Source organism: Micromonospora terminaliae, assembly GCF_009671205.1.
Classification (GTDB): domain Bacteria; phylum Actinomycetota; class Actinomycetes; order Mycobacteriales; family Micromonosporaceae; genus Micromonospora; species Micromonospora terminaliae.
In genome coordinates, this window is record NZ_CP045309.1 from 1,122,462 (window position 1) to 1,146,443 (window position 23,982).

Genomic DNA, 23,982 nt, shown 5'->3' on the forward strand with positions numbered 1-23,982 from the left:
GGTAACGTGGCGTGAAGCCCCGGTCCGGGCCCTCCGCGGCCCCCCGGAGTCGACAAGACGTCCTTTAACGACCCGTCCCGTGAGGCGGGGAAGGAGGTCCGCCGTGGCCTACCCACCGGCTGCCCACCCGTCGCCGCCGCGACAACCCTCGGTGAAGGTGATCCTCTCCGCCGCCGACGTGTCGCGGGTGGTCGACCGCATCGCCCACCAGATCCTCGAGAAGACCCAGGGCGCCGCCGACACCGTCCTGCTCGGCATCCCCACCCGCGGGGTCCCGCTCGCGAGGCGCCTCGCCGCCCGGATCAGCACCTTCGAGGACGTGACCGTCCCGGTCGGCGTGCTCGACATCACGCTCTACCGCGACGACCTGCGCCGGCACGCCACGCGCGCGGTCGGCCCCACCGAGCTGCCCCCCGGCGGGATCGACGGCCGGCGGGTGATCCTCGTCGACGACGTGCTCTTCTCCGGCCGCACCGTGCGGGCCGCCCTGGACGCGCTCAGCGACGTCGGCCGTCCGGCCTCGGTGCAGCTCGCCGTCCTGGTCGACCGGGGGCACCGCCAGCTGCCGATCCGCGCCGACTACGTCGGCAAGAACATCCCCACGGCGCTCGCCGAGAACGTCAAGGTCACCCTGGCCGAGACCGACGGCGCCGACGAGGTACGCCTGCACGGAGGCGCCGCATGATCCGCCACCTGCTCTCCGGGGCCGACCTGGACGCGGCCACCGCCACCGAGATCCTGGACACCGCGGCCGAGATGGCCACCGTGGCCGGCCGCGAGGTCAAGAAGCTGCCCGCCCTGCGCGGCCGGACCGTGGTGAACCTCTTCTACGAGGACTCCACGCGGACCCGGATCTCGTTCGAGGCGGCCGCCAAGCGGCTCAGCGCCGACGTGATCAACTTTTCCGCCAAGGGCTCCAGCGTCGCCAAGGGGGAGAGCCTGAAGGACACCGCGCTCACCCTCCAGGCGATGGGTGCCGACGCGGTGGTCGTCCGGCACCCCGCCTCCGGCGCTCCGCACCGGCTGGCCAACTGGGTGGACGGCTCGGTGGTCAACGCCGGCGACGGCACCCACGAGCACCCCACCCAGGCGCTGCTCGACGCCTACACGATGCGCTCCCGGCTGGGCCGCCTGGACGGCCTGCACGTGGCGATCGTCGGCGACGTGCTGCACTCCCGGGTGGCCCGCTCCAACGTGCTGCTGCTCTCCACCCTCGGCGCGAAGGTCACCCTGGTCGGCCCGCCGACCCTCATCCCGGTCGACATCTCGCCGGCCCTCGCCCCCGGCACCGATGTCTCCTACGACCTCGACGCCGTTCTTCCGGGTGTGGACGTGGTGATGATGCTGCGGGTGCAGCGGGAGCGGATGAACGACTCCTACTTTCCCTCGGCCCGCGAGTACGCCCGCCGCTACGGCCTGGACGGGCCGCGGATGCGCCGGCTGCCCGGGCACGCGATCGTCATGCACCCCGGCCCCATGAACCGGGGGATGGAGATCACCCCCGAGGTGGCCGACTCGCCCCGCTCCACCATCGTCGAACAGGTCGCCAACGGGGTCTCCGTGCGGATGGCCGTCCTCTACCTGCTGCTCGGAGGGAACAACCGGTGACCGCGTACCTGATCCGGAACGTGAGTGTGGTCGGCGGCGCGCCGACCGACCTGCTGATCCGCGACGGCGTCGTGGCGGAGACCGGCGCCGGCCTGGCCGCGCCGGACGCCACGGTCCTCGACGCCACCGGCCTGGTGGCCCTGCCCGGCCTGGTCGACCTGCACACCCACCTGCGCGAACCGGGCCGGGAGGACGCCGAGACCGTCGAGTCCGGCTCCCGGGCCGCGGCGCTCGGCGGCTACACGGCGGTCTGCGCCATGGCGAACACCTCGCCGGTGGCCGACACGGCCGGCGTGGTCGAGCAGGTCTGGCGGCTCGGCCGGGAGGCCGGGCTGGTCGACGTGCAGCCGATCGGCGCGGTCACCGTCGGCCTGGCCGGTGAGCGCCTGGCCGAGCTGGGCGCCATGGCCGACTCCGCCGCCCGGGTGCGGATCTTCTCCGACGACGGGCACTGCGTCGCCGACCCGAAGCTGATGCGCCGGGCCCTGGAGTACGTCAAGGCGTTCGACGGGGTGATCGCCCAGCACGCCGAGGAGCCCCGGCTCACCGAGGGCGCGCAGATGCACGAGGGCGAGGTGTCCACGCGGCTCGGGCTGACCGGCTGGCCGGCGGTCGCCGAGGAGGCGATCATCGCCCGCGACGTGCTGCTGGCTGAGCACGTCGGCAGCCGCCTGCACATCTGCCACGTCTCCACCGCCGGCAGCGTCGAGGTGCTGCGGCACGCCAAGGCGCGGGGGGTGAAGGTCACCGCCGAGGTGACCCCGCACCACCTGCTGCTGACCGACGAGAAGGCCACCACCTACGACCCGGTCTACAAGGTCAACCCGCCGCTGCGCACCGCCGCCGACGTCGCCGCGCTGCGGGCGGCCCTGGCCGAGGGCGTCATCGACATCGTCGCCACCGACCACGCGCCGCACGCCGTGGAGGACAAGGAGTGCGAGTGGGCGTACGCCCGGCCGGGCATGCTCGGCCTGGAGACGGCGCTCTCCATCGCGCTGGACGTGCTCGGGCCGCAGTGGGACCTCATCGCCGAGCGGATGTCCCGGACCCCGGCCCGGATCGCCGGACTGGACGGCCACGGCCTCGACCCGGCCCCCGGCGTACCGGCCAACCTGACCCTGGTCGACCCGGCCGCCCGCCGCGTGATCGAGCCGGCGGAGCTGGCCAGCCGCAGTCGCAACACCCCGTACGCCCGCATGACGCTGCCGGGTCGCATCGTGGCGACCTTCCTGCGCGGCGAGCCGACGGTCCTGGACGGAAAGGCTGTCAAGTAAATGGCGAAGCGCAGAAGCGCGATCCTCGTCCTGGAGGACGGGCGCACGTTCCACGGCGAGGCGTACGGCAGCGTCGGGGAGACCTTCGGTGAGGCCGTCTTCAACACCGGCATGACCGGCTACCAGGAGACCCTCACCGACCCCTCCTACCACCGCCAGGTGGTGGTGCAGACCGCGCCGCACATCGGCAACACCGGCGTCAACGGCGAGGACGACGAGTCCGCCCGGATCTGGGTGGCCGGCTACGTGGTGCGCGACCCGGCCCGGATCGGCTCCAACTGGCGGGCCACCGGCGGCCTGGAGGACCGGCTCGCCGCCGAGGGCGTGGTCGGCATCAGCGGTGTGGACACCCGGGCGCTCACCCGGCACCTGCGCGAGCGCGGCGCCATGCGGGTCGGCATCTCCAGCGTCGACGACGACGCCGCCGGCCTGCTCGACCGGGTCCGCCGCGCGCCGCAGATGGTCGGCGCGGACCTCTCCGCCGAGGTGACCACCGAGAAGCCGTACGTCGTCGAGGCGGTCGGCGAGCACCGGTTCACCGTGGCGGCCCTGGACCTGGGCATCAAGCGCAACGTGCCGCGCCGGCTCGCCGCCCGCGGCGTGACCACCCACGTGCTGCCCGCCGGCTCCTCGATCGAGGACCTGCTGGCCACCGGCGCGGACGCGGTCTTCTTCTCGCCCGGGCCGGGCGACCCGGCCACCGCCGACGGGCCGGTCGCCCTGGCGCGGGAGGTGCTGGGCCGGCGGATCCCGCTGTTCGGCATCTGCTTCGGCAGTCAGATCCTGGGCCGGGCGCTGGGCTTCGGCACCTACAAGCTGGGGTACGGCCACCGCGGCATCAACCAGCCGGTGCTCGACCGGGCCACCGGCAAGGTCGAGGTGACCAGCCACAACCACGGCTTCGCGGTCGACGTGTCGGGCGCGGCGCACGGCGCGGTCGTCCCCGACCAGGTGATCGACACCGAGTTCGGCGGCGTCCAGGTCTCCCATGTCTGCCTCAATGACAACGTGGTCGAGGGGCTGCGGGCCAAGGACGTGCCCGCCTTCACCGTCCAGTACCACCCGGAGGCGGCGGCCGGCCCGCACGACGCGGACTACCTCTTCGACCGTTTCGCCGAGCTCATCGAAGGCGGGAAGAATGCCTAAGCGCTCAGACCTCAAGCACGTCCTCGTCATCGGTTCCGGCCCGATCGTCATCGGTCAGGCCTGCGAGTTCGACTACTCCGGCACCCAGGCCTGCCGGGTGCTGCGCAGCGAGGGGATCCGGGTCAGCCTGGTCAACTCCAACCCGGCGACGATCATGACCGATCCGGAGTTCGCCGACGCCACCTACGTCGAGCCGATCACCCCGGAGTTCGTCGAGCTGGTCATCGCCAAGGAGCGCCCCGACGCGCTGCTGCCCACCCTGGGCGGCCAGACCGCGCTGAACACCGCGGTGGCCCTGCACGAGGCCGGCGTCCTGGACAAGTACGGCGTCGAGCTGATCGGCGCCAACATCGACGCCATCAACCGGGGCGAGGACCGGCAGCTGTTCAAGGACATCGTGGCCAAGGCCGGCGTACGCCTCGGTCTGGACGACCCGTCGGCGCTGGTGCCCCGCTCCCGGGTCTGCCACTCGATGGACGAGGTCCGGGAGACCGTCGCCGACCTGGGCCTGCCGGTCGTGATCCGGCCGTCGTTCACGATGGGCGGGCTGGGCTCCGGCATGGCGCACACCGACGAGGACCTGACCCGGATCGCCGGCGCCGGCCTGGCCGCCAGCCCGGTGCACGAGGTGCTCATCGAGGAGAGCGTGCTCGGCTGGAAGGAGTACGAGCTCGAACTCATGCGCGACCGCCACGACAACGTGGTGGTGGTCTGCTCGATCGAGAACGTCGACCCGATGGGCGTGCACACCGGCGACAGCGTGACCGTGGCCCCGGCCATGACGCTGACCGACCGGGAGTACCAGCGCCTGCGCGACCTCGGCATCGCGGTGCTCCGCGAGGTCGGCGTCGACACCGGTGGCTGCAACATCCAGTTCGCCGTGAACCCGGCCGACGGCCGGATCGTCGTGATCGAGATGAACCCGCGGGTGTCCCGCTCCTCGGCGCTCGCGTCGAAGGCCACCGGTTTCCCGATCGCCAAGATCGCCGCGAAGCTGGCCATCGGCTACACCCTCGACGAGATCCCCAACGACATCACCCTGAAGACCCCGGCGGCCTTCGAGCCGACCCTGGACTACGTGGTGGTGAAGATCCCCCGGTTCGCGTTCGAGAAGTTCCCGGGCGCCGACCAGGAGCTGACCACCACCATGAAGTCGGTGGGCGAGGCCATGAGCCTCGGGCGCAACTTCACCGAGGCGCTGAACAAGGCCATGCGCTCGATGGAGACCACGCGGGGCGGGTTCTGGACCCGGCCCGACCCGGCCGGCGCCACGAAGGAGAACACCCTCGCGGCGCTGCGGATGCCGCACGACGGCCGGATCTACACGGTGGAGCGGGCGCTGCGGCTGGGCGCGTCGATCGCCGAGGTGGCCGAGGCGTCCGGCGGGATGGACCCCTGGTTCCTGGACCAGATCGCCGCGCTCGTGGAGCTGCGCGCCGAGATCGTGGCCGCCCCGGTGCTCGACGCCCAGCTGCTGCGCCGGGCCAAGCGGGCCGGCCTCTCCGACCGGCAGCTCGCCGCGCTGCGGCCCGAGCTGGCCGCCGAGGACGGCGTCCGCACCCTGCGCCACCGGCTCGGCATTCGTCCGGTCTACAAGACGGTGGACACCTGCGCGGCCGAGTTCGAGGCCACCACGCCCTACCACTACTCGACCTACGACGAGGAGACCGAGGTCCGGCCCTCGGACCGGCCGAAGGTGCTCATCCTGGGCTCCGGGCCGAACCGGATCGGGCAGGGCATCGAGTTCGACTACTCCTGCGTGCACGCGGTCATGGCGCTGCGGGAGGTCGGCTACGAGACGGTGATGGTCAACTGCAATCCGGAGACCGTCTCCACCGACTACGACACCGCCGACCGGCTCTACTTCGAGCCGCTGACCTTCGAGGACGTGCTGGAGGTCTGGCACTCCGAGGACTCCTCCGGCCGGGCGGCCGGCGGTCCCGGCGTGGTCGGGGTGGTCGTGCAGCTGGGCGGGCAGACCCCGCTCGGCCTGGCGCAGCGGCTCAAGAACGCCGGCGTGCCGATCGTCGGCACCTCCCCGGAGTCGATCCACCTGGCCGAGGAGCGCGGCGCGTTCGGCGCGGTGCTGGCCCGGGCGGGGCTGCGCGCCCCGGCGCACGGCATGGCCACCTCGTACGACGAGGCCAAGGCGATCGCCGACGAGATCGGCTACCCGGTGCTGGTCCGCCCGTCGTACGTGCTCGGCGGCCGGGGCATGGAGATCGTCTACGACGATGCCACCCTGCGCGACTACATCGGCCGGGCCACCGACATCTCGCCGGACCACCCGGTCCTCGTCGACCGCTTCCTCGACGACGCCATCGAGATCGACGTGGACGCCCTGGTCGACGCCGACGGCGCGGTCTACCTGGGCGGCGTCATGGAGCACATCGAGGAGGCCGGCATCCACTCCGGCGACTCCTCGTGCGCGCTGCCGCCGATCACCCTGGCCGGCTCGCACCTGGCCGAGGTCCGCCGCTACACCGAGGAGATCGCCCGCGGGGTCGGCGTGAAGGGCCTGCTCAACGTCCAGTACGCGCTCCAGGGCGACACGCTCTACGTGCTGGAGGCCAACCCGCGGGCCTCCCGGACGGTCCCGTTCGTCTCCAAGGCCACCGCCGTGCCGCTGGCCAAGGCGGCGGCCCGGATCGCGCTCGGCGCCACCATCGCCGAGCTGCGCGCCGAGGGGTTGCTCCCGCCCACCGGTGACGGCGGGACGATGCCGGCCGACGCCCCGATCGCGGTCAAGGAGGCGGTGCTGCCGTTCAAGCGGTTCCGCACCCCGTCCGGCAAGGGCATCGACGTGCTGCTCGGCCCGGAGATGAAGTCCACCGGCGAGGTGATGGGCATCGACACCAACTTCGGGCACGCCTTCGCCAAGTCGCAGTCCGCCGCGTACGGGTCGCTGCCGACCGCCGGGAAGATCTTCGTCTCGGTGGCCAACCGGGACAAGCGCGGCATGATCTTCCCGATCAAGCGCCTGGCCGACCTGGGCTTCGAGATCGTCGCCACCACCGGCACGGCCGAGGTGCTGCGCCGGCACGGCATCGCCTGCGAGCAGATCCGCAAGCACTACGAGTCGGGCGAGGGCGAGGACGCCGTCTCGCTGATCCTCGGCGGCGACGTGGCCCTGGTGGTGAACACCCCGCAGGGTTCCGGCGCGAGCGCCCGCTCCGACGGCTACGAGATCCGTAGCGCCGCCGTGACGGCGGACATCCCCTGCGTCACGACGGTGCCCGGCGCGGCCGCCGCGGTGATGGGCATCGAGGCCCGCATCCGAGGCGACATGCGCGTCCGCCCCCTCCAGGAGCTCCACGCCGCTCTCCGGGCCGGCGAGTGACCACCCCGGCACCCCCGGCCCCGGCACCCCCGGCCGCGACGGGGGTGGGTGCGCGGTGATCTTCGAGAAGGTGGCTCGGCCCTGGTTGTTCCGCCTTGGGGGTGGGGACGCCGAGGTGGCGCACGAGTGGACCCTCGGGCGGCTGGCCTCGGTCTCCCGGCGACCGGCCGTCCTCGGGGCACTGCGGGCGCGGTACTTCCGGGCGGCGCCCCGGACCGTGTTCGGGGTGGAGTTCCCGAATCCGGTCGGGCTGGCGGCCGGGATGGACAAGAACGGGGTGGCGCTGCCGGCGTGGCCGGCGCTGGGCTTCGGCTTCGTCGAGGTCGGCACCGTCACCGCGCACGCCCAGCCGGGCAATCCCCGGCCACGGCTGTTCCGGCTGCGCGACAGCGAGGCCGTGGTCAACCGGATGGGCTTCAACAACGCCGGCGCCGAGGCCCTCGCGGCCCGGCTGGGCACGCTGCCGCGCCCGCTCGGCGTGCCGCTGGGCATCTCGCTCGGCAAGTCCAAGGTGACCCCGCTGGACGAGGCCGTCGAGGACTACCTGGCCTCGTACCGGGCGCTGAAGGGCCACGGGGACTACTTCGCCGTCAACGTGTCCTCGCCGAACACGCCGGGGCTGCGGTCCCTTCAGGACCGGTCCCACCTGGACGCGCTGCTCGCGGCACTGGTGGGGGAGAAGCCGGTGCTCGTGAAGATCGCCCCCGACCTCACCGAGCCGGCCGTCGCCGAGCTGCTGGAGGTCTGCCTCGACCGCGGCGCGGCCGGGGTGATCGCCACCAACACCACCCTGGCCCGCGACGGGCTCGCCCCGGCCGACCGGGCGCGGGGCGCGGAGACCGGCGGCCTCTCGGGCCGCCCGCTGGCCGCCCGCGCCCGCGAGGTGGTCGCCTTCGTGCACCGCGAGACCGGCGGCCGGCTGCCGGTCATCGGCGTGGGCGGCATCGTCGACCCGGACGACGCGGCCCGGATGTTCGACGCCGGCGCGAGCCTCGTCCAGCTCTACACCGGCGTCATCTACCGGGGCCCGGCCCTGGTCCGCTCGATAACCCAGGCGACCGCCCGGCGCTGACCCCGTCCGCACGCGATCTTGCAGTTACTGCCCCGGCACACCGCTCAATTCGGGCGAACCGCGGACCGGAACTGCAAGATCGCGGGGGAGGGGGGGAGGAAGGAGAACCGTGACGCCCGAGGAGATCCTCGCCGCCGACCGCCGGCACGTCTGGCACCCGTACGCGGCCCTGCCGCCGGCCGGCCCACCGTACGTGGTGGACAGTGCCGAGGGCGTGCGGCTGCGCCTGGCCGACGGGCGGGAACTGGTCGACGGCATGTCGTCCTGGTGGGCGGCCATCCACGGCTACCGGCACCCGGTGCTGGACGCCGCCGTCACCGACCAGCTCGGCCGGATGAGCCACGTGATGTTCGGGGGCCTCACCCACGAGCCCGCCGTACGCCTCGCGCGGACCCTTGTGGAGCTGGCCCCGGACGGCCTGGAGCACGTCTTCCTGGCCGACTCCGGCTCGGTGAGCGTCGAGGTGGCGGTGAAGATGTGCCTGCAGTACCAGCGGGCCCTGGGGCGGCCGGAACGCCGCCGGCTGGGCACCTGGCGGGGCGGCTACCACGGCGACACGTTCCACCCCATGAGCGTCTGCGACCCGGAGGGCGGCATGCACCACCTCTGGGGCGACGTGCTGCCCCGGCAGGTGTTCGCCCCGGTGCCGCCGGCCGGCTTCGACAGCCCGCCCGACCCGGCGTACGAGGCGGCGCTGGTGGACGCCGTCGAGCGGCACGCCGGCGAGCTGGCCGCGGTCATCGTCGAGCCCGTGGTGCAGGGCGCCGGCGGGATGCGCTTCCACAGTCCGCACTACCTGCGGGTGCTGCGCGAGGTGACCCGGGCGCACGGCATCCTGCTGGTCTTCGACGAGATCGCCACCGGCTTCGGCCGCACCGGCACCATGTTCGCGGCCGAGCACGCCGGGGTCGCCCCGGACGTGCTCTGCGTCGGCAAGGCGCTCACCGGCGGCTACCTGACCCTGGCCGCGGCGCTCTGCACCCCGGAGGTGGCCCGGGCCATCTCCGCCGACGGGGTGCTGGCGCACGGCCCGACGTTCATGGGCAACCCGCTCGCGTGCGCGGTCGCCAACGCCTCCCTGGGCCTGCTGCGGGCCGGGGACTGGGCCGGGCAGGTGGCAAGGGTCTCCGAGGGGCTGCGGGCCGGCCTCGAGCCGCTGCGCGGCACCCCCGGGGTGGCCGACGTGCGGGTGCTCGGTGCGATCGGTGTGGTCCAGCTCGACCACGAGGTGGACATCCCCCGGGCGACCGCCGCTGCGGTCGCGCAGGGGGTCTGGCTACGGCCGTTCCGGGACCTGGTCTACACCATGCCCCCGTACGTCACGGACGAGGCGGACGTGGCCCGGATCGCGGCCGGAGTCGAGGCGGCGGTCAAGGCGGGCTGAGCCCGCACGAGGAGAGGGAGAGTCGCGATGGAGAGTTTCGGCGCCCGCCTGCACCGGGCCGTGACCGAGCGGGGACCACTCTGCGTGGGCATCGACCCGCACCCCGGGCTGCTGGCCCGCTGGGGCCTGCCCGACGACGTCGAGGGCCTGGACCGGTTCTGCCGGATCGTGGTGGAGGCCATCGGCGACCGGGTGGCCGTGGTCAAGCCCCAGTCGGCGTTCTTCGAGCGCTTCGGGTCCCGTGGTGTCGGAATTCTTGAGTCAACTATCCGACAGTTGCGAAATTCGGGCTCGCTCGTTCTCCTCGACGTCAAGCGCGGCGACATCGGCTCGACGGTTAGCGCGTACGCCTCGGCGTACCTCGATCCATCCAGCTCGCTGTATGTCGACGCGGTCACCGCGAGTCCCTACCTGGGGGTGGGTTCGCTCGCGCCGATGTTCGACCTGGCGGCCGCCCACGGCGGCGGCGTGTTCGTCCTGGCGCTCACCTCGAACCCGGAGGGCGCCGCCGTGCAGCGCGCGGTGGGGGCCGACGGGCGCACCGTGGCGCAGACCGTCATCGACGAGATTTCCCAGCTCAACCGGGGTGCCGAGCCGCTCGGCAGCTTCGGGCTGGTGGTCGGCGCGACGATCGGTGACACGGGTCACGACCTCGCCGCGGTGAACGGTCCGCTGCTCGCGCCGGGGCTGGGCGCACAGGGCGCGACGGCCGCCGACCTGCGTACCGTCTTCGGCTCCGCCCTGCCCTCGGTGCTGCCGTCGTACTCCCGCGAGGTGCTGGGCGCGGGGCCGGACGAGGCCGCCCTGCGGGCCGCCACCGACCGCGTGCTGGGCGAGTGCCGGGCGGCCCTGGCCACCGTGTGACTGACTGACGGCTCGGTCACTTTCCGTTGATCTTCGCGCGTCCACGTTGCCGAAAACGCCGTTGACCGCTAGTTTTCCCCGCGCTGGGAACCACGGACCCCTTTGGTTGCCAGCGACACCACGTTTCACAGCTGCGGTGGTGCGCCCCGCCCGCCGTACTAGGGACCTGAGGAGAACTGGTGCCGCTCCCGTCACTGACCCCCGAGCAGCGCGCTGCCGCGCTGGAGAAGGCCGCGGAGATCCGCAAGGCCCGTGCTGAGCTGAAGGAGCAGCTCAAGCAGGGCAAGACCACCCTCGCCACCGTCCTCGAGCGGGCCGAGTCCGACGACGTCGTGGGCAAGCTGAAGGTTTCGGCCGTGCTCCAGGCGATGCCGGGCATCGGCAAGATCCGGGCCACCCAGATCATGGAGAAGCTCAAGATCGCCGACAGCCGCCGGCTGCGTGGCCTGGGCGAGCAGCAGCGCAAGGCGCTGCTTGGAGAGTTCGCCGCCAACTGAACGGCCCACCGTGTAGAAACAAGCGGTGAGCACGGATGACGAGGCGCGCCCGGCGGCTCGGCTCACTGTCCTGGCCGGACCTTCGGGGGCCGGCGGGGAGAGTGTCGTCGAGCTCGTCCGGGCGCGCTTTCCGTCCGTGTGGGTGCCGGTGGCGGCCACCACCCGGCCGGCGTGCCCCGGCGAGGTGGACGGCGTCGACCGGCTCTTCCTCGGCGCGGGCGACTTCGACCGGATGGTCGCGGCCGACGAGCTGCTGGAGTGGAGCCGGATCGGGCCGTACCGGCGCGGGGTGCCGCGCGCCGGCGTGCGGGCCCGGCTCGCCGAGGGCCGGCCGGTGCTGCTCCCGCTGGACCTGCCGGGCGCGCTCGCCGTCCGGGCCGTGCTGCCGGACGCGCGGCTGGTGCTGCTCGTCCCGCCCGCGTACCGGCCCGACCCGGCCCTCGCGGCCGCCTTCGCACACGCCGTGGTGCACGACCGCACCGAGCGCGCGGCCGATGAGCTGGTAGGCTTGCTCGGTTCTTCCTTCCTGGCTCCGGCCCGACCGCGCCCGAGCGGTTGAGCGGCCACCGCTCCTGAGAGGCCACCGCCCCCGGGCGGTGCACAACGACGCAGAGGTTATTTCGTGGGATCCATCGCCAACCCCGAAGGCATCACCAACCCGCCGATCGACGAGCTCCTCGAGAAGACCACCTCGAAGTACGCGCTGGTGATCTTCGCCGCCAAGCGCGCGCGCCAGGTCAACGCCTACTACAGCCAGCTCGGTGAGGGCCTGCTGGAGTACGTCGGCCCGCTGGTGGAGACCACCCCCCAGGAGAAGCCGCTCTCCATCGCCATGCGCGAGATCAACGCGGGTCTGCTCACCGCCGAGCCGACCGACCAGCCGTAAGCACCGCCCGCGCCGATGGCCGCCGAGATCGTCCTCGGGGTCGGCGGCGGCATCGCCGCCTACAAGGCGTGTGAGCTGCTCCGGCTCTTCACCGAGTCGGGTCACCGCGTCCGGGTCGTGCCGACCGCGTCGGCGCTCCGTTTCGTCGGGGCGCCGACCTGGGCCGCGCTGTCCGGCCAGCCGGTCGCCGACGACGTCTGGTCCGACGTGCACGAGGTGCCGCACGTCCGCCTCGGGCAGCACGCCGATCTGGTCGTGGTGACGCCCACGACCGCCGACCTGCTCGCCAAGGCCGCCCACGGCCTCGCCGACGACCTGCTCACCAACACCCTGCTGACCGCGCGCTGTCCGGTGGTGCTGGCGCCGGCCATGCACACCGAGATGTGGGAGCACCCCGCCACCGTCGCCAACGTGGCCACCCTGCGGTCCCGCGGCGTCGTCGTGATCGAGCCCGCGGTCGGCCGGCTCACCGGCAAGGACACCGGCAAGGGCCGGCTGCCCGACCCGGCCGAGATCTTCGCGGTCGCCCGGCGGGCCCTCGCGCGTGGTGGCGCCGCCCCCGCGGACCTGGCCGGCCGGCACGTGGTGGTCACCGCCGGCGGCACCCGCGAGCCGCTCGACCCGGTCCGCTTCCTCGGCAACCGCTCCTCCGGCAAGCAGGGTTACGCGTTCGCCCGGGCCGCCGTGGCCAGGGGCGCCCGGGTCACCCTGGTCTCGGCCAACGTCGCGCTCGCCGACCCGGCCGGCGCCGACCTGGTCCGGGTGGGCAGCACCGAGGAGCTGCGGAAGGCGACCCTGGAGGCGGCCGCCGACGCCGACGCCGTGGTGATGGCCGCCGCGCCCGCCGATTTCCGCCCGGCCACCTACGCGCCCGGTAAGATCAAGAAGTCGGACGACGGCAGCGCGCCCACCATCGAGCTGGTCACCAACCCCGACATCGCGGCCGAGCTGGGCCGGCGCCGGCGGCCCGAGCAGGTGCTGGTGGTCTTCGCCGCCGAGACCGGCGACGCCGAGGCCAACGGCCGGGCCAAGCTCGCCCGCAAGCGCGCCGACCTCATCGTGATCAATGAGGTCGGTGTGGACAAGGTCTTCGGAGCCGAGACCAACGCCGCCACGGTGATCGGGGCGGACGGGTCGGTGCACCGAATGCCCGAGCAGCCCAAGGAGGATCTGGCCGACGCCGTCTGGGACCTCGTGGTCGCTCGACTGGGTGCGCAATCCTGACGGTTGGTCACCCTCGGTTCCGCGGGTCACCCTGGGAGCACGATGGCTAAACTGCCGCCGAGCGACCTTTAAAAGTCTTCACATGCTTAGGAGTGCCGTGACACGTCTCTTCACGTCCGAATCGGTCACGGAAGGCCACCCGGACAAGATCGCCGACCAGATCAGTGACGGCATTCTCGACGCGCTGCTCGCCCAGGACCCGCACAGCCGTGTCGCGGTCGAGACCCTGATCACCACGGGCCAGGTGCACGTCGCCGGCGAGGTGACCACCAAGGCGTACGCCGACATCCCGACCATCGTGCGGGACACCATCCTGTCGATCGGCTACGACTCGTCGAAGAAGGGCTTCGACGGCGCCTCCTGCGGCGTGAGCGTCTCCATCGGCGCCCAGTCGCCCGACATCGCGCAGGGCGTGGACAACGCGTTCGAGCTGCGTACCGGCTCGTCGGAGAGCGCGCTCGACGCGCAGGGCGCCGGCGACCAGGGCATGATGTTCGGCTTCGCCTGCTCCGAGACGCCCGAGCTCATGCCGCTGCCGATCGCGCTGGCCCACCGGCTCGCCCGCCGGCTCGCCCAGGTCCGCAAGGACGGCACGATCCCCTACCTGCGGCCCGACGGCAAGACCCAGGTGACCATCGAGTACGACGGGCTGCGCCCCGTCCGGCTCGACACCGTGGTGGTCTCCAGCCAGCACGCGGCGGACATCTCGCTCGAGTCGCTGCTCACCCCGGACGTCCGCGACCACGTCATCACCCCCGAGCTGGAGGGCCTCGGCCTGGACACCGAGGGCTACCGGCTGCTGGTCAACCCGACCGGGCGCTTCGAGATCGGCGGCCCGATGGGCGACGCCGGCCTCACCGGCCGGAAGATCATCGTCGACACCTACGGCGGCTACGCCCGGCACGGTGGCGGCGCGTTCTCCGGCAAGGACCCGTCCAAGGTGGACCGCTCCGCCGCGTACGCCATGCGCTGGGTGGCCAAGAACGTGGTCGCCGCCGGCCTGGCCGAGCGGTGCGAGGCGCAGGTCGCGTACGCGATCGGCAAGGCCCACCCGGTGAGCCTGTTCATCGAGACCTTCGGCACCGAGACCGTGCCGGTCGCCTCGATCGAGAAGGCCGTCGCCGAGGTCTTCGACCTGCGCCCGGCCGCGATCATCCGGGACCTGAACCTGCTCCGCCCGATCTACCAGCAGACCGCCGCCTACGGCCACTTCGGCCGTGAGCTGCCGGACCTCACCTGGGAGAGCACCGACCGGGCCGCCGACCTCAAGTCGGCCGCGGGAGCCTGACCGCCACCAGGCGGGGCGACCGGCGACCCGCCGAGGGGTCGCCGGTCGCTCGCGTCTGCGTGGACGTGCCCCTGCCGCACCTCGACCGCCCCTTCGACTACCTGGTCCCCGACACCCTGGACGCCGACGCCCGGCCCGGGGTGCGGGTGAAGGTCCGCTTCGCCGGTCAGCTCGTCGACGGCTGGCTGCTGGAGCGCGTGGCGGAGTCCGCGCACCCGAAGCTGGCGTACCTGGAGAAGGTCGTCTCCCCGGTGCCGGTGCTGGCGCCGGAGGTGGCGGAGCTGGCCCGCGCGGTGGCCGACCGCTACGCCGGCAGCCTCGCCGACGTGCTCCGGCTCGCCGTCCCGCCCCGGCACGCCCGGGTCGAGAAGGACGTCACCGCAACCGAACCGGCCGCCACCCCCGACGAGCCCGCGAGCGATCCCACACCGGTCGACCCGCGCGGCTGGCGCGACTACCCGGCGGGGCCGGCGCTGCTGCGCGCGCTCACCGCCGGCCGGGGACCCCGGGCCGTCTGGTCCGCGCTGCCCGGCGAGGACTGGGCCGACCGGTACGCCGACGCCGTGGCCGCCACCGTGGCCGGCGGCCGGGGCGCCGTGGTCGTGGTGGCCGACGCCCGGGACCTGGACCGGCTGGACGCCGCCCTGACCGCCGTCCTCGGGCCCGCCCGGCACGCCTGCCTGTCCGCCGCGGCCGGACCGGCCCGCCGCTACCGGGCGTTCCTCGCCGCCCGCCGGGGCGACGTGCCCGTGGTGATCGGCACCCGGGCGGCCATGTTCGCCCCGGTCGAGCGGCTCGGCCTCGTGGCGATCTGGGACGACGGCGACGACCTGCACGCCGAGCCCCGGGCGCCCTACCCGCACGCCCGGGAGGTGCTGCTCACCCGCGCCCAGCTCACCGGGGCCGGGGCCCTCGTCGGGGGCCACGCCCGCACCGCCGAGGCCCAGCTGCTCGTGGAGACCGGCTGGGCCCGCGAGGTGGTCGCCGACCGGGCGACCGTGCGGGCGCGGATGCCGGCCATCGCGCCGACCGGCGACGACCCGCACCTGGCCCGGGACCCCGGTGCCGCCTCCGCCCGGCTGCCCAGCCTGGCCTGGACCACCGCCCGGGACGCGCTCCGCGCCGACCTGCCGGTGCTCGTGCAGGTGCCCCGCCGCGGCTACCTGCCCTCGGTGGCGTGCGCCGACTGCCGGGCCCCGGCCCGCTGCCCGCACTGCGCCGGTCCGCTGGGCCTGCCCTCGGCCGAGGGGGCGCCCGCCTGCCGCTGGTGCGGCCGGGTCGCCGCCGCGTACGCCTGCCCGGAGTGCGGCGGGCGGCGGCTGCGCGCCTCGGTCACCGGCGCCCGGCGGACGGCCGAGGAGCTGGGCCGCGCCTTTCCCGGTGTGCCGGTGCGCACCTCGGGGCGGGAGGAGGTGCTGGCGACCGTGCCGGCCGGCGCCGGCCTGGTGATCGCCACCCCCGGCGCGGAACCGGTCGTGGAGGGCGGCTACGGGGCGGTGCTGCTGCTCGACTCGTGGGCGTTGCTCACCCGGGCCGACCTGCGGGCCGGTGAGGAGGCGCTGCGCCGCTGGCTGGCCGCCGCCGCGCTGGCCCGGCCGGGGTCGGCCGGCGGCCGGGTCGTGGTGGTCGCCGACGGCGCCCTCGCGCCCGTGCAGGCGCTGCTGCGCTGGGACTCCGCCTGGTTCGCCGGTCGGGAGCTTGCCGAGCGCCGCGAGCTGGGCTTCCCGCCGGCGGTGCGGATGGCCAGCGTCACGGGCGTGGCCGACGCGGTGGCGGACCTGCTGGCCGGCGCCCGGCTGCCGGACGACGCCGAGGTGCTCGGCCCGGTGCCGGCCGACGAGGGCCGGGAGCGGATGCTGGTCCGGGTGCCCCGGGCCCGGGCCGCCGCCCTGGCCGGTGCGCTGCACGCGGCCGCCGGGCAGCGCAGCGCCCGCAAGGCGGCCGACCCGGTCCGGCTCCAGATCGACCCGCTCAGCCTGTTCTGAGCCCGCCCGCCACCCGTGACGTGCCGCACCCGGACCGTCGCGTACGGTCGTGACCTGGGGTTTGCCGGACACCTCGTCCGGCAAATGGGTGGAAGACGCGTGATAGCATCGCCCGTCATGCCCAGGCGCACGACGGCTCCCGGGCGCGGCGCGGCGCAGGGGGTGCGTCGAGCCGACGCGGATTCGATGATGTCAATCAGCCGGTGATCAGGGGTGGACCAGTCGTGACCGTTCGTCAGTCGATCGTCTTCAACGGTGACCTCGGCAGCGGCAAGAGCACCGTTTCCGTCGAGATCGCCAAGCGGCTGGGGCTGCGCCGGGTCAGCGTCGGCGACCTCTACCGCCAGATGGCGCAGGAGCGGCAGATGACCGCCCTCCAGCTCAACCTGCACGCCGAGCTGGACCAGGCCGTGGACGGCTTCGTCGACCAGCTCCAGCGGGACATCGCCGCCTCGGGCGAGAGCCTGGTCATGGACTCCCGGCTCGCCTGGCACTTCTTCACCGACGCGCTCAAGGTGCACATGATCACCGAGCCGACCGAGGCGGCCCGGCGGGTGCTGGCCCGCCCCTCCGGCCCGGCGGAGAGCTACGCCTCGCTGGAGGAGGCGAAGGCCAAGCTCCGCGAGCGCAGCGAGAGCGAGCGTGGCCGGTTCATCGTCCGATACGGCGTCGACAAGGCCCGGCTGCGCAACTACGACCTGGTCTGCGACACCACCCGGGCCACCCCCGAGCAGGTGATCCAGCACGTCATCGACGTCTACGAGGGTCGGCTCGGCGCCGACGTGCTGCGCGACGGCCAGCCGCTGCTGCTGCTCGACCCGGCCCGGGTCTACCCGACCGAGGACATCGCCACCCTGCGCGGGCTGTGGGACTCGGAGTTCGTCGGCGAGGTGGCCGGGTCCGGTGACGAGGCCCTGGAGCCGCTGACCATCGGTTACACCGGCGAGTACTTCTTCGTGGTCGACGGTCACCGCCGGCTCAGCGCCGCCCTCCAGAGCGGCTTCCCGCTGGTCCCCGCCCGGCTGGTCGCCGAGGTCGACGAACCCGTGGTCGGCGGGCTGAGCGCGGTGGACTTCTTCGCCGCCCAGGCCCGGCCCAGCCTGATCCACGACTGGGAGGCCGCGCACGGCCTCGCGCTGCCGCTGCCCGAGCACGCCCTGCTGGGCGGGGACGCGGTGCTGGCCGGGGAGCCGGGCACCGGCGCCTGACCGCCGGCCCGCCCGGGCCCTCGACTCCGCCCGGCGGCGCCTGGCCAGGCCCTGCTCAGGCCGTTGCCACCCGCTCGGCCGCCCGCTGCGCCGCCGCCGCCGCGAACGCGCGGATCATCGGGTGCGGTTCATCGCCGTCGCCGGTCAGCTCCGGCTGGAAGAGGGTGGCCAGGAAGAACGGGTGCCCGGGCAGCTCAGCCACCCGGACCTCGCCGTCGTCGTCGTGTCCGGTGAACCGCAGGCCGTGCGCGACCAGGGTGTCCAGGTAGCGGTGGTTGAGGCCGTAGCCGCACTGGTACCGCTCGATGCTGCGCTCGACGCCGGCGACCCGCTGGGCCAGGGAGCCCGCGGTGAACCGGACCCGCCCCTCATGACCGCGCAGCGCGCAGGCGAGCGGTTCGATCAGCAGCTCGTCCGCCGCCGGCGTGTTCTCGGCGTGGGCGACCCCGGTCAGGCCGCAGACCGCCCGGGCGTACTCCAGCAGGGCGTGCTGGAACCCGCCGCAGGTGGCCAGGAACGGAATGCCGGCGGACCGGGCGCGGCCCGCCGCGTGCAGCGCGCCCTCCTCACTGCGGTACGGGCTGCCCGGCAACAGCCAGATGGCGTCGAACTCGTCCAGCCTGCTCGTCGGCACCTCGGGCGTGGGAATCCAGTACGCGTCGACGTCGGTGCCGTGCCGCTCGCGCAGCGCGGCCAGCAGGGCCGGCACCCGGACGTGGGCGCGGACGGCGGGGGAGTGGTCGGCGACCAGGGCAAGTCGGGGAACGATCATGGGATCATCCTGACCCGGGCTCGGCCATCAAAGCCAACGATGATCCCTGCTGGACCGATCAGGAAGGCTTATCGAGGTGGACCCGCACCTGCTGCGCACCTTCACCGCCGTGGCGCGGCTGCGCTCGTTCTCGGCTGCGGCGGCGGAACTCGGCTACACCCAGTCGGCGGTCAGCCAGCAGGTCGCCGCGCTCGAAGCCGACCTCGGCGTACGCCTGCTCCAGCGTCGCCCGGTGGCGCCCACCGAGGCGGGGGAGCGGCTGCTGGCGTACGCCGGGCCCATTCTGCTGCGGCTGGCCACCGCCCGGGCCGACGTGGCACGGCTGGGCACCCCCCGTCCCGGACCACTGCGGGTGGGCGCCACGCCGCTGGCCGCACCGTCGGCGGCGGCGCTCGCCGCCGCCCAACCGGCGCGCGGGCTGGTGCTTCGGGTGGGGCCTCGGGCGGACCTGGTCCAGCAGGTCGGCAGCGACGAGCTCGACGTGGGCCTGCTCGACGGCTTCGTCACCCCCAGCGATCCCCTACCGGTCGTCGAGGCGGGGCTGATCGCCACCGCTCCGCACGACGAGCAGCCCGCGGTGGTGGCGCTGCCCCGATCCCACCCGCTCGCCGGCCGATCGGGCCTGTCCCTGGCGGACCTGGCGGTCGCCCGCTGGATCGACGCGCCGGACGTCGCGGCGCCGCTGCCGCAACTGCGGGCCGCCGCCGGCGCCGACGGCTTCCGGCCGGCCGTCCGCTACGACGGGACGGATGCGGCCGGCCTCCTGGCCGCGGTGGCGGCCGGGCACGGCCTCGCGGTGCTGCCGGCCGGGCCGGTTCGCGGCCACCCCGGGCTGGTCGGGGTCGACCTCGTCACACCGCGCCTGATGCACCGCATCGAGGCGGTCCGGCCCGCGGAGCCGGCGGGGGATCGCCGGGTCCGGCCGGCGGGAGCATGATGGAGGCCTCCGACGCCTGGGGAGGCCGAATCGTGGACCCTGCCGACGCCCTCGCCCTGCTGCTGTCGCCCCAGGGGCGGGTGAACCCCTACCCGACGTACGAGCGGTTGCGCGACCACGGCGCGGTGGTCCCGGCGGGGCCGGCGTTCCACCTGGTCACCGGCTATGCGGAGGCCGACGCGATCCTGCGGGACGCCCGGTTCGGAGTGATGGACGACGACCTGCGCGACCAGATCCTCCCCGGCTGGCGGGAGAGCCCGGCGGTCGCCTCGATCTCCCGCTCGATGCTGCGCACCAACCCGCCCGACCACAGCCGGATGCGCCGGCTCGCCGCCGGCGCGTTCACCCCGCGCCGGATCGCCGCCCTGCGCGACGTCGTGGAGGCGCAGGCCGACGAGCTGATCGACCGGATGCTGGCCCGCGCCCGGGCGGGGGAGCCGGTCGACTTCATGGCCGAGTTCGCGTACCCCCTTCCGGTGGCGGTGATCTGCGCGCTGCTCGGCGTGCCGGCGGCGGACCGGCCGCTGTTCCGGCGCTGGGCCACCGACCTCACCGGCGTCCTGGAGCCGGAGATCAGCCCCGACGAGCTGGCGCTGGCCGACCGGGGCGCCACCGAGCTGCGCGACTACTTCACCGAGCTGGTCGCGGCCCGGCGGCGCGCCCCGGCCGACGACCTCACGACCGCGCTCGTGCAGGCCCACGACACCGACGGCGACCGGCTCTCCGGGGACGAGCTGCTGTCGAACCTCGTCGTCCTGCTGGTGGCCGGCTTCGAGACCACCACGAACCTGCTCGGCAACGGCCTCGTGGTGCTGCTCGACCACCCGGCCGCGGCGGCGACCCTGCGCGACCAACCCGAGTTCGCCCCCGGCTACGTCGAGGAGCTGCTGCGCTACGACTCACCGGTGCAGCTCACGTCCCGGATGAGCACCGAGCCGACCCGCTACGGCGGGGTGGACCTGCCCGCCGGGAGCTGGCTCATCGTGCTGCTGGGGGCCGCCAACCGGGACCCCGGCCGCTACCCGGAGCCGGCGCGGTTCGACCCCTGGCGTCCCCAGGTGCACCCGCTGTCCTTCGGCGCCGGCCCGCACTACTGCCTCGGCGCGGGCCTGGCCCGGCTGGAGGCGCAGGTGGCGTTCCCGCTGCTGCTGCGCCGGCTGCCCGGCCTCGCCCTGGCCGGGCCGGGCGAGCGGCGGATCCGGCTCACCCTGCGCGGCTACGCGACCCTGCCGGTCACCGTCGGTGACGGGGCGGCGCGGGTCACCGATCGCGGTACGCCGGCCGGGGCGACCGGACCGACTCCGTAGACTGGTACGGCACCACTCGTCCCAGACAAGGAGCCACTCCGCGTGACCGTCCAGCCCATCCGTCTGTTCGGCGATCCGGTGCTGCGCACGCCGGCCGACCCGGTGGTCGATTTCGACGCCGAGCTGCGCAAGCTCATCGCCGACCTGACCGACACGATGCGCGAGCAGAGCGGCGCCGGCCTGGCCGCGCCGCAGCTCGGGGTGGGCCTGCGGGTGTTCACCTTCGACGTGGACGACGTCCTCGGGCACCTGGTCAACCCCGTGCTCGAGTTCCCCGACGAGGAGGAGCAGGACGGCCCGGAGGGCTGCCTGTCCATCCCGGGGCTCTACTTCGACACGAAGCGCCGGCAGAACGTCATCGCCAAGGGCTTCAACGGCTACGGCGACCCGCTGCAGATCGTCGGCACCGGCCTCATGGCCCGCTGCGTGCAGCACGAGACCGACCACCTCGACGGGGTGCTCTTCGTCGACCGGCTCGACCCGGCCGGCCGCAAGGAGGCCATGAAGGCGATCCGGCAGGCCGAGTGGTACGACGACGCCGCCCCGCCGACGGTCAAGCTCAGCCCGCACGCCGCCGGCAACCCCTTCGGCCTGGGGCGGTGACCCGGATGCGCCTGGTCTTCGCCGGCACGCCGGCCGTCGCCGTGCCCGCGCTGGACGCCATCGCGGCCTCCGGTCACGAGCTGCTCGCCGTGGTCACCCGCCCCGACGCCCCCGCCGGCCGCGGGCGGGGCCTGGTCCGCTCCCCGGTCGGCGCCTGGGCCGACGCGCACGGCGTCGAGGTGCTCACCCCGGCGCGGCCGCGGGAGCCCGAGTTCCTCGACCGGCTCCGCGAGCTGGCCCCGGACTGCGTGCCGGTGGTCGCCTACGGCGCGCTGGTGCCGCCGGCGGCGTTGGAGATCCCCCGGCTCGGCTGGATCAACCTGCACTTCTCGCTGCTGCCCGCCTGGCGCGGCGCGGCGCCCGTGCAGCACGCCGTGCTGCACGGCGACGAGCTGACCGGTGCCAGCGTCTTCCAGCTGGAGGAGGGCCTGGACACCGGCCCGGTCTACGGCACCGTCACCGCCGAGGTGCGGCCCGCCGACACCTCCGGGGACCTGCTGGAGCGGCTCGCCCACTCCGGCGCCGGGCTGCTCGTGGCCGTGCTCGACGCGCTGGAGGCCGGCACCGCCCGGGCCGAGCCGCAGCCGGCCGACGGGGTCTCCCTCGCGCCGAAGCTCACCGTCGAGGACGCCCGGGTCCGCTGGGCCGACCCGGCCTTCGCCGTGGACCGCCGGATCCGCGCCTGCACGCCGGCCCCGGGCCCGTGGACCACCTTCCGCGGCGACCGGGTCAAGCTCGGCCCGGTCACCCCGGTGGCCAACGGCCCGGAGCTGAAGCCTGGCGAGCTGCTCGTGGAGAAGGCCCGCGTGCTGGCCGGCACGGGCACCGTGCCGGTGCAGCTCGGCGAAGTGCGCGCGGCCGGCAAGAAGGCCATGTCGGCCGGCGACTGGGCGCGCGGCGCCCGGGTCGCCGCCGGTGAGGTGCTCGCGTGACCGGGCCGTCCGAGCCCGGGCGTTTCCCCGACGAGGGTCCGCGCGGCGGCCGCTCCGGCGACGCCGGGCGGTTCACCGGCGGCGACCGGTCCCGGGACCGGGGCCGGCCGGAGCGCGGCGAGCGTCCCGCGCGCCGGGGTGACGGGCCGCCGCGCGAGGGGCGTTTCGGCGCCGACCGGCGCGGCGGCGTCCGGCGGCCGGCCCGGCCGGCCGTGGACCTGCCCCGGCACGTCGCCTACCAGGCGATCGCCGCGGTGCACCGGGACGACGCGTACGCCAACCTCGTGCTGCCGGCGATGCTCCGCGACGAGGGGCTGACCGGCCGGGACGCCGCCTTCGCCACCGAGCTGACGTACGGCACGCTGCGCCACACCGGCACCCTGGACGCGATCATCACCGACGCGGCCGGCCGGGACGTGGAGCGGATCGACCCGCCGGTGCGGGACGCGCTGCGGCTCGGGACCTACCAGCTCCTGCACACCCGGGTGCCGGCGCACGCGGCCGTGTCGTCCACCGTGGACCTGGTCCGCACGGTCGGTCCCGGGGCCACTGGCTTCGCCAACGCGGTGCTGCGCGAGGTGGCCGGCCGGGACATCGACGGCTGGGTGGCGAAGCTCGCCCCGTCCGAGGAGACCGACCCGATCGGCCACCTGGCGCTGGCGTACAGCCATCCGCAGTGGATCGTGCGGGCCTTCGCCGAGGCGCTCGGCGGCGACCTGCGCGAGACCGCCCGCCTGCTCATCGAGGACAACGAGCGCCCGCCGGTACACCTGTGCGCCCGGCCTGGCCTGGCCGACCCGGTGGCGCTGGCCGACGAGGTCGGCGGGGCGCCGGGCGCCTTCTCGCCGTACGCGGTCTACCTGTCCGGCGGCGCGCCGGGCGAGCTGGCGGCGGTGATCGAGGGGCGCGCCCACGTCCAGGACGAGGGCTCCCAGCTCGTGGCGAACGCCCTCGCGGTGGCGCCGCTGGACGGCCCGGACGGCCGCTGGCTCGACCTGTGCGCCGGTCCCGGCGGCAAGGCCGGCCTGCTCGGCGCCCTGGCCGCGGAGCGCGGCGCCCGGCTCACCGCCGTCGAGGTGGCCGAGCACCGGGCCCGGCTGGTCGCCCAGGCCACGCGGGGCCTGCCGGTCACCGTGCTGAACACCGACGGCCGCACGGTCGGGGCCGACCCGAAGCTGCCGGAGGGGCACTTCGACCGGGTGCTGGTCGACGCCCCGTGCACCGGGCTCGGCTCGCTGCGCCGCCGGCCGGAGTCCCGCTGGCGCCGCCAGCCGTCGGACCTGCCGCCGCTGACCCGGTTGCAGCGGGAACTGCTCACGGCGGCGCTGCGCGCGGTCCGGCCGGGCGGCCTGGTCGCGTACGTGACCTGCTCGCCGCACACGGTGGAGACGCACGTGACGGTGACCGAGGCGTCGCGCCGGTGCGGCTTCCCGGTCGACTTCGTCGACGCCCGCCCGCTGCTGCCCGCCGGCATGCCCGGGCTGGGGGACGGGCCCACGGTCCAGCTGTGGCCGCAGCGGCACGGCACGGACGCGATGTTCCTGGCGGTGCTGCGCAGGGGCTGAGCGCGGGCCCGGCCGACGGGCCGAATGTCCACAGGTGAACCAGAAAAGCGGGACCGGCCACGCCGGTCCCGCTTTGTGTCATGTGACATC

General features: G+C 74.4%; 21 protein-coding genes. 20 read left to right on the forward strand and 1 reads right to left on the reverse strand.

The features are described 5' to 3' along the window. The first annotated feature begins 103 nt into the window (after nt 1-103). From pyrR to GCE86_RS05165, 15 genes are all read left to right on the forward strand, one after another. Nucleotides 104-685 (forward strand): bifunctional pyr operon transcriptional regulator/uracil phosphoribosyltransferase PyrR, encoded by a 582-nt coding sequence (pyrR, locus tag GCE86_RS05095; RefSeq protein WP_154225854.1) that lies wholly within the window; start codon nt 104-106, stop codon nt 683-685. Further along, the gene (locus GCE86_RS05100; RefSeq protein WP_091263768.1) at nt 682-1,608 is read left to right on the forward strand and encodes an aspartate carbamoyltransferase catalytic subunit; all 927 of its coding nucleotides are present in this window, start codon (nt 682-684) and stop codon (nt 1,606-1,608) included. Before pyrR ends, GCE86_RS05100 begins: the two co-directional genes overlap by 4 nt. Next, the gene (locus GCE86_RS05105; protein WP_154225855.1) at nt 1,605-2,882 is read left to right on the forward strand and encodes a dihydroorotase; all 1,278 of its coding nucleotides are present in this window, start codon (nt 1,605-1,607) and stop codon (nt 2,880-2,882) included. The genes GCE86_RS05100 and GCE86_RS05105 overlap by 4 nt, the downstream gene beginning before the upstream one ends. Next, nucleotides 2,883-4,028: a glutamine-hydrolyzing carbamoyl-phosphate synthase small subunit gene (carA, locus tag GCE86_RS05110; RefSeq protein ID WP_154225856.1), complete on the forward strand. Its 1,146-nt coding sequence runs from the start codon at nt 2,883-2,885 to the stop codon at nt 4,026-4,028. Further along, complete coding sequence (carB, locus tag GCE86_RS05115) at nt 4,021-7,368, forward strand: carbamoyl-phosphate synthase large subunit (RefSeq protein ID WP_154225857.1); 3,348 nt, start codon at nt 4,021-4,023, stop codon at nt 7,366-7,368. Before carA ends, carB begins: the two co-directional genes overlap by 8 nt. 55 nt (nt 7,369-7,423) lie before the next feature. Further along, entirely contained in the window at nt 7,424-8,440 is a 1,017-nt protein-coding gene (locus GCE86_RS05120; RefSeq protein ID WP_154225858.1) for a quinone-dependent dihydroorotate dehydrogenase, read from the forward strand. A 109-nt stretch (nt 8,441-8,549) separates the two neighbouring features. Further along, entirely contained in the window at nt 8,550-9,824 is a 1,275-nt protein-coding gene (locus GCE86_RS05125) for an adenosylmethionine--8-amino-7-oxononanoate transaminase (protein ID WP_154225859.1), read from the forward strand. Nucleotides 9,825-9,851: 27 nt separating this feature from the next. Continuing rightward, nucleotides 9,852-10,688: an orotidine-5'-phosphate decarboxylase gene (gene pyrF, locus GCE86_RS05130; protein ID WP_154225860.1), complete on the forward strand. Its 837-nt coding sequence runs from the start codon at nt 9,852-9,854 to the stop codon at nt 10,686-10,688. A gap of 179 nt (nt 10,689-10,867) precedes the next feature. Further along, nucleotides 10,868-11,185, forward strand: coding sequence for an integration host factor, actinobacterial type (gene mihF / locus GCE86_RS05135; RefSeq protein WP_013285515.1), 318 nt, complete (start codon nt 10,868-10,870; stop codon nt 11,183-11,185). Between the two features lie 25 nt (nt 11,186-11,210). After that, nucleotides 11,211-11,744 (forward strand): nucleoside/nucleotide kinase family protein, encoded by a 534-nt coding sequence (locus GCE86_RS05140; protein ID WP_154225861.1) that lies wholly within the window; start codon nt 11,211-11,213, stop codon nt 11,742-11,744. Nucleotides 11,745-11,807: 63 nt separating this feature from the next. Beyond that, nucleotides 11,808-12,071: a DNA-directed RNA polymerase subunit omega gene (gene rpoZ / locus GCE86_RS05145; protein WP_007075826.1), complete on the forward strand. Its 264-nt coding sequence runs from the start codon at nt 11,808-11,810 to the stop codon at nt 12,069-12,071. Nucleotides 12,072-12,086: 15 nt separating this feature from the next. Further along, nucleotides 12,087-13,295 (forward strand): bifunctional phosphopantothenoylcysteine decarboxylase/phosphopantothenate--cysteine ligase CoaBC, encoded by a 1,209-nt coding sequence (gene coaBC, locus GCE86_RS05150; protein WP_154225862.1) that lies wholly within the window; start codon nt 12,087-12,089, stop codon nt 13,293-13,295. 82 nt (nt 13,296-13,377) lie between these two features. Next, nucleotides 13,378-14,583 (forward strand): methionine adenosyltransferase, encoded by a 1,206-nt coding sequence (gene metK / locus GCE86_RS05155; protein ID WP_091263785.1) that lies wholly within the window; start codon nt 13,378-13,380, stop codon nt 14,581-14,583. Between the two features lie 59 nt (nt 14,584-14,642). After that, nucleotides 14,643-16,568, forward strand: coding sequence for a primosomal protein N' (locus tag GCE86_RS05160; protein WP_244317183.1), 1,926 nt, complete (start codon nt 14,643-14,645; stop codon nt 16,566-16,568). Between the two features lie 224 nt (nt 16,569-16,792). Then, nucleotides 16,793-17,776, forward strand: a complete 984-nt coding sequence (locus tag GCE86_RS05165; protein ID WP_154225864.1) for an AAA family ATPase — start codon at nt 16,793-16,795, stop codon at nt 17,774-17,776. A gap of 55 nt (nt 17,777-17,831) precedes the next feature. Here GCE86_RS05165 and GCE86_RS05170 read toward each other — a convergent pair whose 3' ends face one another. Next, a complete protein-coding gene (locus GCE86_RS05170) occupies nt 17,832-18,548 on the reverse strand; it encodes a CTP synthase C-terminal region-related (seleno)protein (protein ID WP_154225865.1) in 717 nt (238 codons plus the stop codon). 76 nt (nt 18,549-18,624) lie between these two features. Here GCE86_RS05170 and GCE86_RS05175 point away from each other — a divergent pair, with 76 nt between their 5' ends. From GCE86_RS05175 to GCE86_RS05195, 5 genes are read left to right on the forward strand one after another with little or no spacing between them, the layout of a single operon-like run. Then, nucleotides 18,625-19,485 carry a LysR family transcriptional regulator gene (locus tag GCE86_RS05175; protein WP_154225866.1) on the forward strand — a complete coding sequence of 287 codons (861 nt, stop codon included), beginning with the start codon at nt 18,625-18,627 and terminating at the stop codon, nt 19,483-19,485. After that, complete coding sequence (locus GCE86_RS05180; RefSeq protein WP_154230337.1) at nt 19,485-20,792, forward strand: cytochrome P450; 1,308 nt, start codon at nt 19,485-19,487, stop codon at nt 20,790-20,792. The genes GCE86_RS05175 and GCE86_RS05180 overlap by 1 nt, the downstream gene beginning before the upstream one ends. A 42-nt stretch (nt 20,793-20,834) precedes the next feature. After that, nucleotides 20,835-21,395 (forward strand): peptide deformylase, encoded by a 561-nt coding sequence (gene def / locus GCE86_RS05185; RefSeq protein ID WP_091309716.1) that lies wholly within the window; start codon nt 20,835-20,837, stop codon nt 21,393-21,395. Nucleotides 21,396-21,400: 5 nt separating this feature from the next. Beyond that, complete coding sequence (gene fmt, locus GCE86_RS05190; RefSeq protein WP_154230338.1) at nt 21,401-22,327, forward strand: methionyl-tRNA formyltransferase; 927 nt, start codon at nt 21,401-21,403, stop codon at nt 22,325-22,327. Continuing rightward, nucleotides 22,324-23,892: an RsmB/NOP family class I SAM-dependent RNA methyltransferase gene (locus GCE86_RS05195; RefSeq protein WP_244317185.1), complete on the forward strand. Its 1,569-nt coding sequence runs from the start codon at nt 22,324-22,326 to the stop codon at nt 23,890-23,892. The genes fmt and GCE86_RS05195 overlap by 4 nt, the downstream gene beginning before the upstream one ends. Nucleotides 23,893-23,982: the final 90 nt, after the last annotated feature.